Annotated in this window: 13 protein-coding genes; 3 read left to right on the top strand and 10 right to left on the bottom strand. The window is 40.4% G+C overall.

What is annotated here, in order from left to right; translation table 11 throughout:
* Window positions 1–417: 417 nt before the first annotated feature.
* The 3 genes from MWU84_RS05130 to MWU84_RS05120 form a co-directional block, all read right to left on the bottom strand.
* Window positions 418–1,122, bottom strand: coding sequence for a hypothetical protein (locus MWU84_RS05130; protein WP_246899020.1), 705 nt, complete (start codon window positions 1,120–1,122; stop codon window positions 418–420).
* Window positions 1,123–1,268: 146 nt separating this feature from the next.
* Complete coding sequence (ggt, locus tag MWU84_RS05125) at window positions 1,269–2,957, bottom strand: gamma-glutamyltransferase (protein ID WP_246899018.1); 1,689 nt, start codon at window positions 2,955–2,957, stop codon at window positions 1,269–1,271.
* A gap of 263 nt (window positions 2,958–3,220) precedes the next feature.
* On the bottom strand, window positions 3,221–3,805 hold the full coding sequence (locus tag MWU84_RS05120) for an acyl carrier protein phosphodiesterase (protein ID WP_246899015.1): 585 nt from the start codon (window positions 3,803–3,805) through the stop codon (window positions 3,221–3,223).
* Window positions 3,806–3,901: 96 nt separating this feature from the next.
* Here MWU84_RS05120 and glmM point away from each other — a divergent pair, with 96 nt between their 5' ends.
* Window positions 3,902–5,290, top strand: coding sequence for a phosphoglucosamine mutase (gene glmM, locus MWU84_RS05115; RefSeq protein WP_246899013.1), 1,389 nt, complete (start codon window positions 3,902–3,904; stop codon window positions 5,288–5,290).
* Between the two features lie 61 nt (window positions 5,291–5,351).
* Complete coding sequence (locus MWU84_RS05110; protein WP_246899011.1) at window positions 5,352–6,140, top strand: endonuclease/exonuclease/phosphatase family protein; 789 nt, start codon at window positions 5,352–5,354, stop codon at window positions 6,138–6,140.
* On the opposite strand, the gene MWU84_RS05105 is transcribed toward MWU84_RS05110, so the two are convergent.
* The 5 genes from MWU84_RS05105 to MWU84_RS05085 form a co-directional block, all read right to left on the bottom strand.
* Window positions 6,130–7,125: a sterol desaturase family protein gene (locus MWU84_RS05105; protein ID WP_246899009.1), complete on the bottom strand. Its 996-nt coding sequence runs from the start codon at window positions 7,123–7,125 to the stop codon at window positions 6,130–6,132. The genes MWU84_RS05110 and MWU84_RS05105 overlap by 11 nt on opposite strands.
* Window positions 7,126–7,293: 168 nt before the next feature.
* A complete protein-coding gene (locus MWU84_RS05100; protein WP_246899007.1) occupies window positions 7,294–9,216 on the bottom strand; it encodes an OmpA family protein in 1,923 nt (640 codons plus the stop codon).
* A 10-nt stretch (window positions 9,217–9,226) separates the two neighbouring features.
* Window positions 9,227–10,129: a type IX secretion system membrane protein PorP/SprF gene (locus tag MWU84_RS05095; RefSeq protein ID WP_246899005.1), complete on the bottom strand. Its 903-nt coding sequence runs from the start codon at window positions 10,127–10,129 to the stop codon at window positions 9,227–9,229.
* Window positions 10,130–10,181: 52 nt separating this feature from the next.
* Window positions 10,182–11,375: a gliding motility-associated C-terminal domain-containing protein gene (locus tag MWU84_RS05090; protein WP_246899003.1), complete on the bottom strand. Its 1,194-nt coding sequence runs from the start codon at window positions 11,373–11,375 to the stop codon at window positions 10,182–10,184.
* A 253-nt stretch (window positions 11,376–11,628) separates the two neighbouring features.
* On the bottom strand, window positions 11,629–12,516 hold the full coding sequence (locus MWU84_RS05085) for a lysophospholipid acyltransferase family protein (protein ID WP_246899001.1): 888 nt from the start codon (window positions 12,514–12,516) through the stop codon (window positions 11,629–11,631).
* Window positions 12,517–12,574: 58 nt separating this feature from the next.
* Here MWU84_RS05085 and MWU84_RS05080 point away from each other — a divergent pair, with 58 nt between their 5' ends.
* Entirely contained in the window at window positions 12,575–13,225 is a 651-nt protein-coding gene (locus MWU84_RS05080; protein WP_246898998.1) for a rhomboid family intramembrane serine protease, read from the top strand.
* A gap of 230 nt (window positions 13,226–13,455) precedes the next feature.
* On the opposite strand, the gene MWU84_RS05075 is transcribed toward MWU84_RS05080, so the two are convergent.
* Both MWU84_RS05075 and MWU84_RS05070 read right to left on the bottom strand, forming a co-directional pair.
* Entirely contained in the window at window positions 13,456–14,586 is a 1,131-nt protein-coding gene (locus MWU84_RS05075) for a TlpA disulfide reductase family protein (protein WP_246898996.1), read from the bottom strand.
* Between the two features lie 110 nt (window positions 14,587–14,696).
* Window positions 14,697–15,206, bottom strand: coding sequence for a hypothetical protein (locus MWU84_RS05070; protein ID WP_246898994.1), 510 nt, complete (start codon window positions 15,204–15,206; stop codon window positions 14,697–14,699).
* Window positions 15,207–15,294: the final 88 nt, after the last annotated feature.

Raw genomic sequence — 15,294 nt, 5'->3', positions numbered from 1 at the left:
CCTGCCGGTAGGCAGGCCTGCCCGACCGGCTGGCGGGCTCGAAGTGACGGGCAGCCCTCTGACCACTGATTACTGTTCACTGTTCACCGCCCACTATTTTGCGGTTAAGGACTTTTGGCTGCGCCGCTATTATTAATTTTCATTACGCAACTGTCCACTGAAAACTGCCATAGCCAACTTTTTTTGTACTTTGAACATAAATCCAAGCTGTAGTTTCTGGGCTCTAGATTCTCACTTCTCACTACTCCTTTTGAACCTTCAACTTTATAACTTTCAACTGAAGAAACTGACCCACTGTTCACTGACCACTGTTCACTGAAACTGCCCACTGATTACTGTTCACTGTTCACTGAATACTGATCACTAACAATTGTTCATTGCTAATTGTTCATTGCTAATTGTTCATTGTTTATTGTTTCAGCGATACCCCCTCACGTCCCCCAAATCCATAGTAATTGGACCAAGAGTATGTTGGCTGGGCAAAAAAGAACCGCTTGCCACAACTTGCCATTCATCCCAACTGGCTTCAATTCCACCTATTGGGATAATACTTACCCACATTTTAAAACTGATGGGGAAACCGTTCGGCTGTAACTTCCATAAATAGGAATCGCCCGGAGTGTCACCACCACTAGTGTAGGTGACCAATAATTCTTGGGTGCCGTCTTTTAGGGATACTATACTTCTTTCGGTACCGGGATCAAAAACTTTAAAAGGAGCTACCAGCCAAAAAGAGTCGTTGTTGAAAAAAGAGGTGGCTTTTTTAATAAGCTTTTGCTTTTCAGATCCCTCTATGGATGCCTTAGCTTTTGAAACCCTACTTCTTGAGGATGAATTTAAATCCAGATCAACCTCAACATCGTTCCACCGTACATTAACTGTATTGGCTTGCTTGTCCCAACGATAATGGTGTTTTTCATTGGCAAAGGACCATTCCAGGAAACGGGTTTCCTTATAGGCGTCATAATTGAGGGCTGTCAACATTTTCTGGGCCAGGGCATCGGCCGTTTCGCTATTGGTGCCCGTCGGTAGAGGTTCGTTGTAAATAGCATAGAGTATGGCTGCACCTACGAACAACAGCACCAATGTTCCCAGTAATATTTTACCTATTTTCTTTAGCAATTATTATTGTTTTTTAGATGGTAAGTAAAATACCTCGTGGCAAGTCTGTCTGGCCGACAAATGCAGGCCCATAAAGCATTTTAATCTTGATTATCGAGTAAATATAGGGTAGCATATTGGTAAATGCGGCATTCACCCCGGATTTCTTAATACCCCACTGCGGTATCGTCCCCTCGTTTATCGGCACCGCCCTCCAGTTTTCCACTGGGCAATACCTTAATGGCATCTACCTTACCAATAACCGGGGTGTTTTCTTCATTAATGAGGTAGCCCTTACTTTTTAGATCGGAAATTAGGCTTTGCTGAAATCCTTCCGGTTCAAAAATGATGGCATCGGGCAACCATTGATGGTGAAAACGGGGAGCATTAACCGCCTCCTGCATACTCATATTAAATTCGTAACAGTTTAGAATGGTCTGGGCTACAGCTGTGATTATAGTAGATCCTCCAGGAGTCCCTACCACCATCCACAGTTTTCCATTTTTTTCCACAATGGTAGGAGTCATACTGCTTAACATGCGCTTTTCGGCAGCAATGCTATTGGCCTCTGCACCCACCAGTCCGAACATATTGGGAACCCCTGGTTTGGCACTAAAATCGTCCATTTCATTATTTAGAAAGAAGCCAAGTTCATCCGAGTACAGTTTGGAGCCATAGCCTCCATTAATAGTCGTTGTGGCCGAAATAGCATTTCCAAAAGAATCCACAATAGAGTAGTGGGTGGTTTGATCGCTTTCTACAATTTGAACGTTCCCGTGGGCTACTTCCGAGGATTTGGTAGCTTTGTCAAAAGAGAAATTTTGCATTCTTTCTTGTAAGTATTGTTCCGACAAGAGTTCGTTTATGGGAATTTCCACAAAATCCGGATCTCCCAGAAAATAGTTTCTATCCGCATAGGCCCTTCGGGCAGCCTCCGTAAACAATTGAATGGATTTAACGGAATTATGCCCGTAGGAAGATAGGTCATAGGGTTCTATCATCTTAAAGATTTGATTGATCGTAAACCCTCCACTGCTGGGAGGACTCATCGATATAATTTTTAGATCCTTATAGTTGAACGCAATAGGGGATCTCCATTTGGCTTCATATTTTTCAAGATCTTCAATGGTAAGATAGCCTCCTTTGGCTTGGATAAAACTGGCCAATTTTTCTGCCACTTCCCCTTTGTAAAATCCATCTTTACCCTCTTCTGAAATTTTTTGAAGGGTCTTAGCCAAAGCGGGGTATTTTATGGAATCGCCCTCCTTGTAAACCGTAGCAAAAAGAGTAGTGTCGCTATTCACCTCAATAAAAATTTCGCGATAATGGTCCAATCTTGTGGCCTGTTTTTTGGTTACGATCAAACCTTTTTCAGCCAGCTCAATAACAGGGGCCATGATTTCTTTAAGGGGGAGAGAACCAAATTTTTCGTGCACTGCAATGACGCCTGCCACCGTGCCGGGGACTCCTACTGCGGTTGCTCCCAAGGTACTTTTGCCCGGGATTACATTTCCCAAAGAATCCAAATACATATCTGCATGTGCCGCTAAAGGGGCCTTTTCACGGTAGTCCAATCCGCCTATTTCGCCATTGGCTTTTCGGTATACCATAAATCCACCTCCACCTATATTTCCGGCATAGGGGTAGGCCACGGCCAAGGCCAGTTCCGTAGCAATCATGGCATCGAAGGCATTACCTCCCTTTTGGAGGATGTCAGAACCTATTTTGGAAGCCTCTACCCTAGCGGAGACTACCATTGCTTTTTCAGTAACTAATCCTGTGGGAATAGGGGCGGGAACGTTCCTGCAATTGATAAATAAGATTATTCCAAGCAAGAAACCAGTAATACGGATCATAGACTATAAATTTTCCAAAAAGATAGTCATATTCCCATTAAATTTAAATTATATGATATAATCAGAATGAAAATTATGGATTACTATTAATCCAATCGGCAATTCCGACAAATATAAAATATATTAACCTAGGGATTGTCAAAATAGAAATGGGTATATTGAGGCCTATGGGCTCACTACCGCAATTTGAATGGTACCAACTCTGGAAGAATAAGTAGTGTTGGGTTGCCTTTGGATTTTGACAGTCAAGTACTTTGTTTTCCTTATAATGACAGGTATTTTTGCTTGGAAAATGCTATCAATTCTTCGAAAAAATAGGTGAACTCCTTTTCAAAGTCGGTATAGTGTTCCTCAAGGTCCAAAATAGCGTAATTCATTTTGGATTTATTTTGGGTCCGTCTATTCATTCCATTTAAAACCCTCGATATTCCATCCATATTGGCATAATTCAAAATCCAATTGTCCGCAATCATATAAGGCATCATGCGCTTTACACCTATGGGAAGTATGTCGTAATTGTTTTCCAAAAGATCATAAAAATTGTCCACAAAGTGGGGCAAGGGGGTATTGGCGTATTCCGACCAATTTTTGGCTAGAAAGTGGTCATAGAAAATGTCGACAATTACACCGCTGTAATGACTATAGTTTTCATGTAGGCGTTTGGTGCTCTGCCGTACAATGGGGTGCTTGTCCGTATAAGTATCTATAGCACGATGAAGTATAATTCCCTTTTGTATTTTTTCTGGTAGGTGTTTGTATTTATTGCCCCGAATACTGTCTGCTATAAAATTTCCGATAGTAATTTGTTCGTCTTCAAAAGAAAGATATAGATGTGCTAAAAAATTCATTGACCTCGGTTGAAGTTTATTAACCTCGAATTTACAACTTAGCGGCATAGGATTTAAACCTAACCTTTTATATTTGTAAAAATTTACAAATAAAATATGACTTTAATAAAATCTATTTCGGGAATACGAGGTACTATTGGTGGCGAGCCAGGGGATAATTTAACACCTATTGATGCAGTTAAATTCGCGGCTGCTTACGGTGTTTGGTTAAAAGAATACTCTAAAAAGGAAAAACTAACAGTAGTTATTGGCCGTGATGCCCGACTTTCCGGAGAAATGATCCAGAATTTGGTAGTGTCAACCCTTGTAGGACTGGGAATAGATGTAGTAGATTTGGACTTGTCCACCACACCGACCGTAGAAATAGCGGTTCCCTTGGAAAAGGCGGATGGCGGAATTATCCTTACGGCCAGCCATAATCCAAAGCAATGGAACGCCCTTAAACTTCTAAATGAGAAAGGGGAATTTTTGGATGCGGCCCAAGGTGCCAAAATATTGGAAATTGCAGAAAAGGAGGCCTTTAATTTCTCGGAGGTAGATGATTTGGGAACGGTCAATAGGAATGACTCCTATATCGATATCCATATTGATGAGGTGTTGGACCTTTCTTTAGTGGATGCGGATGTTATACGTGCGGCCAAGTTTAAAGTAGTGGTAGACGGGGTAAATTCTACCGGTGGTATTGCCATCCCTAAACTATTAAAGGAATTGGGGGTTGAGGTAGTGGAGCTGTACTGTGACCCTACTGGTCATTTTCCCCATAACCCAGAACCTCTTAAGGAACATTTGGGGGATATCTGCGAATTAGTAGTAAAGGAAAAGGCCGATTTTGGAATCGTTGTAGATCCGGATGTGGATCGTTTGGCATTTATTACCAATGAAGGGGAAATGTTCGGGGAGGAATATACTTTAGTAGCCTGTGCCGACTATGTACTGGGGAAAACAAAGGGAAATACTGTTTCCAATCTTTCATCTTCAAGAGCTTTAAGGGATATTTCAGAGAAACACGGGGGCACATATGAAGCCGCTGCAGTTGGTGAAGTAAACGTGGTGACCAAAATGAAGGCCAATAAGGCCATTATAGGCGGAGAGGGCAATGGAGGTATTATTTATCCTGAAAGTCATTACGGCAGGGACTCTCTGGTGGGAACGGCCTTATTTTTAATGTTGATGGCAGAAAGGGGTGGTACTGTAAGCGAATTAAGAGCTAGTTACCCTAGTTATTTTATGAGCAAAAAGAAAATTGAATTGACGCCGGGCTTGGACGTGGACGGAATCCTTGTAGCCATGGCGGAGAAATATAAGAACGAGGAAATTTCTACCATTGATGGTGTAAAGATCGATTTTCCGGAGAATTGGGTACACTTGCGTAAGTCCAATACGGAGCCCATCATCCGCATCTACACGGAAGCCAAAAGTCAGGACGAAGCTGATGGCCTGGCAGATAGCATAATAGGTGAGATAAAAGCCGTAGCAGGTATTTAATATAAAAGTTTTAAAAGGGTCGGGAATCAAATACTTTCGGCCCTAATTTTTAATTTGGCAAATGAAATCACGCATTTTAAAATTACTTCTTTTCGTTTTTGTGGGAATCACTTCCTTTTCTAGCCTGGCACAAGCGGATACCTTAAGGGTAATGAGTTTTAACATCCTACATGGTGCTACTACCAAGAATGACTTTAATTTGGATACCATAGCGGGTGTAATTAATTACTACCAACCCGATCTGGTGGCCATGCAAGAGGTGGATTTTAGAACGAATAGGGCCAAAAACTACGATCTGCCCACCGAATTGGGAATGCGTACAAAAATGGCCTCGTTATTTGCCCGTGCCATGTATTATGATGGTGGGGAGTATGGAGAAGCAGTACTGTCAAAATTTAGTTTTATCGGCAGTGAAAATATAGGTTTGCCCCATTTGCCAGATTCTGAACCTAGGGCAGCCTTGGCTACTAGGATAAAAACCAAAAATGGGAATACCATTCAATTTGTTGGTACCCATTTGGATCACTTGAAGGATGAAACCGATAGGGTTATGCAGGCCAAGGCTATCGTTGACCATTTGGGGGATACGGAATATCCCACTTTATTGGTGGGCGATCTTAACGCAGTGCCCAATAGCACCCCCATAACTCTTATTTCCGAAAAATTTTCAAAGCCCAGGCATCCTAATGCTTGGAAGGGTACTTTTCCGGCAACCGGGCCCAGTATTTGTATTGACCATATCATGTACAATAAGCCCGAAAAATGGCAGGTATTGGATTATGAGGTCTTCTGTGAAAATTATGCCAGCGATCATTGTATTGTAATCGCTACCTTGGTCTTTACTCCTTAGCTAGCTGTTCTTTTAGGTAGGCCCCTCGAACCAACTTTGAGGTCTGGTGTTCCCCCGTATGGCTCCATCCTGGAGGCATAATAATATAGAGGAGTTTATTTTTTAGTCCGGGCGCTTTGGCCACATCTTTGAACAAGGCCACGAATTCACCGAAATAAACATCCAAAAAGTTGCCACTGTCCATTTTACGGGTAATCCCATATTCAATTTGGATGTCATGTTGTTCATCCTGATAGGTCCCAAAAACCTTGTCCCAGATATTTAGCAAATTACAGAAATTGGTATCCATGTACAGTGGATTTCTGGCATGATGTACCCTATGATGGGAGGGTGTTAATATGATCTTGTTCATAAAGCCCATTCTACCATCTTTCATAATGTTTTCGCCTACATGTATAAATGCGCCATAGGTGCCATCTATGAACATGATTAAAAAGAGCAAAACTGGTTCTACGCCCAAAAGGATACATACCGTGGTCCTAATAGCATCCGCATATGGCGCCTCTAGAAAGAAGTGGGCATGGGAAACCGAAAGATTCATTTGTTCCGGAGCGTGGTGGGTAGAGTGTAGACACCAAAAAAGTCGCACTTTGTGCCCCCAATAATGGTATAAGAAATGACCAAATTCCCATACTATGTAACCGTAAATAAACCAATACCAGGTCATTTTGGTCTGGAATAGGGCATAGGGTTGTAACCAGCCAATAATAAAGGTCACCATAGCTATGGCTATAAATCGGCCAATAAACCTATTAAAGATATAGATAAGGAAGTTTACCTTGTATACCTTGGTGTTCGGTTTTTTATAGACCAGACCTAGTATAAACTCCAATATCAACAACAAAGGAATAATAGGATATATTAGGGAAACCACACCATCATAGGTGGTGAAAACACTATAATCCCCTGCTTGCAATAACTCGAGTGCCTGGCTAATTCCCAAAAATCCCACGATTTCATCGTATAGGGTCCCCAAAATTTCCATTATAAAATTGATTTTAAATTAAATTACGCTTCAAGTTAATAAGAAAAGTTTAATTGCACCCCTAATTTAGACCAACGACAAAGGAGGCCTAGTGTTTGTAAGTATTATGGCCAGTGTTTGTGCAACAAATTAGGGTTAGGGGTAGCTGATAGGTCTTTTGCTTTTGTATTATTTTCCGATAATTATGAAATCACAACGCCTATTGGCCAAATGATCTTCAATACTACAGGGAACACCATCAGCACAATTATTGATCAAGCGCGACTCACCATAGCCGATGGCACTCTCAATCCTTGAGGCATCTATCCCCATGTAAATGAGGTAATCTCGGGTAGATTTGGCCCTGTTGTTGGAAAGTTCCAAATTGAATGCATCCGATGCCCTGGAATCGGTATGGGCCTCGATCTTTATTTTTACGCTTGGGAAGTCGTTCATAAAGGTTACTATTTTGTCCAATTCCTCTGCTGCCTTATAGGTGATATTAAATCGGTTTAGATTAAAGAATATAGGGTTTGCCCTAACTTTTTCAACACCACCTTCGTAAACGATAAAACTTGAAAAAGGAGTTAAACTGGTGTTGTTGATATCCTTTATAAGGTTTGGGGTATTGGCATTATTGACCGACTTAATTTCTTGTTTGTATTCCAGTTTAAAAAAGGCAAATATATGGTTGGTATCGGGGGATAGGGCAACTTCAAAATTACCTTGTTCATCGGTGGTGGTTTCCGTGACCAATTGTTTTTCCTGATCATACACTTTTACCTTAACTTCTGGAATTGGGGCCTTGGTAACCTCGTCCAAAATGTTACCCCTGTATGGCATCATTTCGGCTACTTTGCTAAACGAATAAATGTCATCGTCGCCTTTACCATTGACCCTGTTGGAAGAAAAGTAACCGGTATGATCGACATCATTTATAATAAGGGAAAAATCATCCATATTGCTATTGATGGGCATTCCCATGTTTTTTGGAATTTCATAGCTGTTATTCGGCTCCATTTTGGACTTAAAAATATCGAGTCCACCCAGTCCAAAATGGCTATCCGAAGCAAAATACAGGTGTTGGCCTGCAACATAGGGAAACATTTCCCTTCCGGGGGTATTAATGGTAGGGCCTAGGTTGGTTGCCGGTCCCAATTTTCCATCTTCGGCAATATCCACATAATAAATATCTGTTTCCCCAAAACCTCCAAACATATTGGAGACAAAGAAAAGTCGCTTCCCGTCCTTGGTTAAGAAAGGATGTCCGAATGAGTATTTGGGATTATTGAATTTTAAGGCATTAGCTCTTACAATGGAATCTCCTACTACATCACCCCTTAAGATCTGCATATTGGAAAACCCTTTGGGGTTAACCTGTAAGTCCTTGCCCTTTAAATAGTTTTGGGTAAAATAGACGGTTTTATAATCTGGGGAATAGGTAAGGGTACCTTCGTGAAAAGAGGATTGGATGTTCTTATGGAATTTCTTCACATTGTTAAGTTGTCCTGTAGTTGTGTCCCTATCGGCCATTAAAATAGATAGATAGGGTTGATTGTTCCAGGAATATTCGGCGTCCTCCGAAAATTCCGGGGCCCTGCTCGAAGAAAAAACAATGGCATCTTTATAGTACATAGGGGCAAAGTCTGACAGGGGCGAGTTAATTTGGGCATTGCTTATGTTGTATTTGGGATCTTCCCCCATTAGGCTATCCAAATATTTTTCCTGCTGCCGTATGGTGGCCAGTTTTTGTGAATCGTAGCTATAGTAATCCTTAATTAAAATGTTGGCCTCTACGTATTCCTGGCAAGCTTTAAGACTTTGTATATACTTGATAAAGGTGGCTTCATCTACCTTTTTCTCTTTTAAGTCATATAATTTTTCGTACCATATTCTAGCATTGTTATAATCAGTGATACTAAAATAACTTTCGGCCAGCCGTTCCACAAAAAAGGGCTTTGGTTTTTTCTTTTTCGATTCAAGCTGTTGGTATATATTTATGGCTTTGGCAAAATTCAAATTTTGAAAATACTCGTTCGCTTCCGATCTGGAATACTGTGCCAGATGGATATTGCTTATGAACAGTGCGACTATGGTAAGGATTATTCTCATAGGTCTTTGCTTAGAAAAATCTAGGTGAACGGGCATTTGGCCCCCATCTAGGCATTAAGTACTTCAATATTATTTCGTGCGACCCCTGATTGTAATCGCCAAGATCCGAAATGTTGTAATCATAGGAATAGCCCAGAAAAAAATTCTTGGATATTTGAAACCCTGCCAAGGCACTATAACTGTCCTTAAGTCTGCTAGAGGCTCCGAGCGTAAATTTATGGAGGAATAACACGTTCAGGGAGGCATCTATAGTTGGTGGTGCATTGTCTATGGTCTTTACCAAAATAGAAGGCTTTAATTTTAAGGAAGCGGAAATATCCATAACATAGCCCCCTATAAAATAAATATGGTTGTCCCTGTGGATCAAATTCTTGTCGCTTACTACATTGGATTGATTTAAAAGCACGTTGGGAATTGAAAATCCAACATACCAGTTGTCATTAAAGATATATATACCGGCACCTACGGCTGGAAGGGCGTTGTAATAATTGTCATAACTGAACAGAACATCATCTTGGTCGTAATAGCTGCCTTTAGAATAATCCACCTCAAAAAAATCGATACCTGCATTTACGCCAAGTGACATTTTTACCTTTTTGATTAGGTTTAGATAATAGGAGAAAACGGCATTGGAATTAAACTCGGTCGATGGTCCAATGTTGTCTTTGTAGATATTAATGCCTAATCCGATTTTGTTATTGATGATTCCCGAAACGGTAAGTGCTTTTGTTTCCGGGGCTCCGTCTATCCCGATCCATTGGGCCCGATAACTTAAAGTAGCGTCCATACGGTTATTCTCGTTAACGTAGGCAGGATTAATGGTAGAGGTGTTGTACATATATTGTGTGTACTGCGGCAATTGCTGTGCTATGGCTATTCCTCCGCCTAAAAGGAGAAACAATGTAATAAGCACTAGGATTAATTTTTGGGGGATATTCATTTTTTAATTTGAAGTATAAGGCGCATTAGTCTTTTCTTAAAAATAGCCAACCTGTTTTGTTATCGCTTAAACTGTCGGTTTTAAGAATATAAAAGTAGGTTCCTGTTGGTAATGGCTCCCCTTTGCCCACTACACCGTTTACATTGGCCAAACCACGCCAATCATTTTGGTATGCCTTCTTTTGGTATACTAGGGCTCCATATCTATTGAACACTTGGAGTTCCGATTCCGGAAATGTTTCAATACAATCAATTCTAAAGTAGTCGTTGTCACCATCGTCATTTGGGGTAAATTCATTGTAAATGTTTATACACGATGGCTCCAAAGTAATGTCTGCACTATTGTTCTTAGAATTCCTGTCAAGTGGCATAGAGGTTTCAATAGCTGAAATACTGTTATAATTTCCATATGGCATAGCCTCGACTTCAAGATCTAATACAGCTGTTCCCTTGGCAGGTAATGAGCTTAGTGTCCAAACTTGGTCGCTAGCATTGTAGGTACCCTTGGTGGTTTTTGCATTTACATAATTGAACCCACGGTCTAGATGTTCCTTAATGCTAATGTTCTGAAAGTTGGATGTGCCATCGTTCTCCAACGTTATGGTCAATACTACTTTTTCCCCTATCATAGGGTGTTTAATATTTACCGTTTTGGTAAGTTTTAAATCCGATGTTTCTTGGACCTCTACCTTTACCATTAATCTTTCAACACTTTCGCAATTAGAGACAAGCTGTGCGGCATAGTAGCTTTTTCCATTTTCCAAGGGCGTATCAAAATCAAGGAGTTCCCCAGCTTTTGGGGCGTCGCACCAAATAATATATGTTTCGTTGACCTCTAAATCGGCAATAGTTGGGTTTTCCGTCGCCGAAAAAACTTGTATTTTCTTTGTCGTTGTTGGGGTGGTAGGGGCTAGCAAGGCAATGGTTATGGCCAAACGTTGGGAGCTTTCCTCCCCGTTTATGATTTGTGCGGCATAAAAGGTTGTATTTGCTTTTAAAAGGGTATTTGCAGGCAATTGGTTGCCATTGAAAGGCTTATCGTACCAAATTACCTTGGATTCATTGACTTGGACGGAGTATAGGGTGGGCTGGTCCAAGGCACAAAACTCCTGAAGGGTGTTAGTGGTCGTCGGGGGTTTTACTTCCCCAATGTAGCTGAGACGGGCAGCATACTCGTTGCCAAATGCGTATTTCGCCTTGTTTGCTGTAAATATAGCCATGGGGTTTGGGTGACCGCTACTTTTTACAGCCAAGCTGAAAAGAAGGCAAAAAAGTAAAGTCAATTTAAATCGGCCACTATTATTCTTTTGGCAAAATCCCATTAATTCCAAATAAATTTTCATCTATAACGCAGAAAAGAATAATTTATTTAGTTTTTGGCCTGCTATCGTCTATGACAAAGCCATAGTCAATAGGCTTTTGAGGGATTTGAAAGCTGAAAAGTTGCAGGTTTTTTTGGCAATGAAAGAAGGACTATTGGAATTTGACAGGTACTTTATTTCTGTGTTTCCAACGTTTATGGGTCCAAAGGTAATGCTCCGGCCTTTCCAAAATCTGCTTCTCCGTAAGTCTTAGGAATTGGTCTGTAATTTCATGGTTTTTGGTTTGTTTGCCAGCAGTTGTTATAGGAATGAATTCAGCTTGATAATAACCTCTTCTTACTTTGGATACTTTTAAGAAGACCACTGCCAGGTCCAATTTTCTGGCCATACTTTCCGGTCCGATGAAAATAGGCACTTTAACGCCCATGAATTCGCTCCAGTATTGCGCCCTTTTTACTTGTGGCGATTGGTCGCTCACCATTCCATAAGCCGAAATCACCCCATTTTGTGCATTCCTATATACCGTTTTCACGGTTTCTTGCTGCGTAATTAGGGTAGTGTTCCATTTGGCCCTTATTTTCTTTATCAGGTCATCAAAATAAGAGTTGCCAATTTTCTGGTAAACGGCATAGCCTTTGGCATTCACGTAATTATTAATGCTAACGTTCCATTCCCAATTGGCATAATGTGAACATACAATGAGAACGCTCTTGTCCTTTACTATTTCTTGCAGTACTTCAATATTGGTAATCTTGTACCGCTCCTTAAGCTCGTCTTTGGAAAGACTCAAGGTCTTGATCATTTCTAGGAACATATCGCACATATGACGGTAAAATTCTTTTTGGATACGTTTTATTTCAACTTTGGTTTTATCAGGAAAGGCACGGGTAAGGTTATCCCAAACTACCTTTTTTCTATATCCGACCAAATAGTAAAGAACAAAAAATACAACGTCTGAAAAAAAGTAAAAAAGTCTAAAAGGTAATATGGAAATGAGCCATAGGAGCGGGTAAACAAGAATATAGATCAGAAACTGCATTCAGTTATAATTAGGGCAAATATAGCTATATTTGAACCTAAAAATAACAGTTTTCTTCATGAATAATATTCATATTGCTACCATGGCCATTATGCTTGCCAACGTCTTGGCTTCCTTAAAAGGTTTTAACGACACTACATTCTTTGAACGCTACAAGTTTGGTGTAGGCGCTATACAGGCAGGGCAAAAGGACAGGATGCTTACTTCAGGTTTTTTACATGTAGACCTTTCCCATCTTTTTTTTAACATGTTTACCCTTTATTTTTTTGCAGATGTAGTCATTGATTGGTTTGGGCCTGGTAAATTCCTTATCCTTTATTTTATTAGTCTGGTAGCCGGTAGTTTATTGGCGTTATTTTTTCATAAAAGCGAACCTTATTACAGTGCCGTGGGGGCGAGTGGTGCCGTTACCGGTATATTGTACTCGGCTATCTTATTGGAACCGGGGATGCGCTTGGGAATTATGTTCATTCCTATTCCTTTACCGGCCTATGTTTTGGGAATCCTGTATTTGCTTTATTCCATCTACGGAATGAAAAAAAGACTGGGCAATATTGGACATACCGCCCATTTTGGAGGCGCTATTGGTGGCTATGTTGTTACCTTGTTTTTTAAGCCCGATCTACTTGTTACGGATACGTTAATGGTACTTTTATTGGCTTTGCCCATAATGCTTCTTTTTGTCCTGGGGAAACTGGGAAAGATTTAAAAGTGAAACGGTAGACTGTATGGCGATTTATTAGATACCTATTGGAGGATATTGATTCCTGCTTGATCATAAGCTTGTAGTTCAAAATAAATACCACGATATAGAATAAAAAAGGCCCGTAATGTACTTACGGGCCTTTCTTTTGTTTATAGGATAGTGATTTACACGATAATCGAGATTAAAACTTTCCAGCCCGATTCGTTCAGGCGGGTCTGCCCCGAGGTAGTTTACTACTGTAAAAGTTCTGAAATTTTAGACTCCAATTCAGGGCCTCTTAGATTTTTTGCTATAATAACTCCATTTTCATCCAGAATAAAGGTAGCAGGAATGGCTTCTACGTTATACAGTTTGGCTACGGCATCATTAAAGTAATCTAAGCTGGAAATATGGTTCCAAGCAAGATTGTCATCTGCAATGGCCTTTTTCCAATCCTCCTCCTTACGGTCCAGGGAAACTCCAATAATATTAAGTCCTTTGGAGTGGTACTTGTTGTAAACATTGACCACATTAGGGTTTTCAACCCTACAAGGCTTACACCATGCTGCCCAAAAATCTATTATAGTTACCTTTCCCATGGCCTCTTTTAGGGATAATTCCTTTCCGTCCGGGGTAGGTCCTGAGAAATCCGGAGCAGTGGCACCAATTGCCGTACTCTTACCTTTTTCTTCCCGTGCCTTGGCCGCTTCCAAACTTTTCAGGATGTTTTTGGCTGGTAAGGTTTCCTTGATTTCCGGGGTAAGTGCATCGTACATTTTTTGGGCTTCCTCACTCTCTACGATCCTTGCATTTAGTCCTTTCTCTATCAATAGGGCGGATATAAGGCCATTTGGATTGTTCTTTATAAAATCCAATTCAAAATTCTTGTATTCTTCCTGAAGTTCTGCAAACTCGTCACGTAAGGAATTTACAGTAGCTTCGTTACCACTCATATTGGCATTTTGCATATCCTTTTGGATAGACATGGCCTGATCGGATAAAGCCCTGGATTCATTTAGATATTTAAAGAAAATATCATTTTGAACAGTTCCCTTAACCTTGGCAAAATTTAAACTATCCTTTTGGGCTGTAAGTTCTATTTCGCCATTTTCCGCAACAACGGGGGTATATCCCTGTATCTTATCGACAAAAACATATATTAAATCGGGCGAATCAGCTGTGCCGCTAACGGTAAATTTACCGTTTTCAACTGTGGTGGTGTCAATATCATAAGGCTGATTATTTTCATTGATCTTTCTTATAAAAACTTGGGTACCGTTTTCAACATCACCTGTTAGAGTACCGTTTAATACATAACCTTCCGGTTTACTGTTGCACGCTACAATTCCTACAATCACAGTAAGGGTCAATAAAATTTTTTTCATTGTTATTTTCTTTTGATTGCCGCAAATGTACTTATATATGAGTAATAAAAAAAGCCATAAATGCTACAAGAACATTCATGGCCCAATAAAATAGTAATTAGGGAATTACATTAAAACTGATAGCGTATTCCCAAGGCGATATCAAAATCAAAATTATCAGAAAAGTCTTTGTAGCCCACAATGCCAATTTCAGGTCTAAAATCCAATGAAATTAGTAAAGGAATGTCGAAGTTGTACTCAATACCAATATCCCCGGCAGCCAATACAAACAGGCCTCCATCGGGAGTATAGTATCCGCCGTTGCCATTTGGCCTAGAAGCAAAATCCACACTTCCCAGTCCGCCACCGGCGCCATAGTACCAATTAAAATTGCCGTCCAAAGGCCTAACCCATTGGTAAAGCGCCGTTAATTTAAAGGCATCGAAATAACGGCTATCGCGCCATCCAAGATTGAATTCCAATCTGTTGTCGCGGTCCAAAGATTTTTGATAGGAAATTTCTGCACCAAAACCATCACTGTCCCCCAAGCGAAGACCAAGGGCGTTATCGGATATTTCCTGGGCGTTCATAGAGAACCAGGAGCAGAACATGAATAGGGTAAATAATTTTAAAATTTTCATAAAGGTTCTAAAGTTAATTAATGTAAAAATTAAAAATTCATTATTAATCTGAAACAATAAAACTTAATTTAGTGCCCAAAATTGTTTT

The organism is Arenibacter sp. F20364 (assembly GCF_023015905.1).
Taxonomy (GTDB): Bacteria; Bacteroidota; Bacteroidia; order Flavobacteriales; family Flavobacteriaceae; genus Arenibacter.
This window is presented reverse-complemented; position numbering and strand designations above follow the sequence as displayed.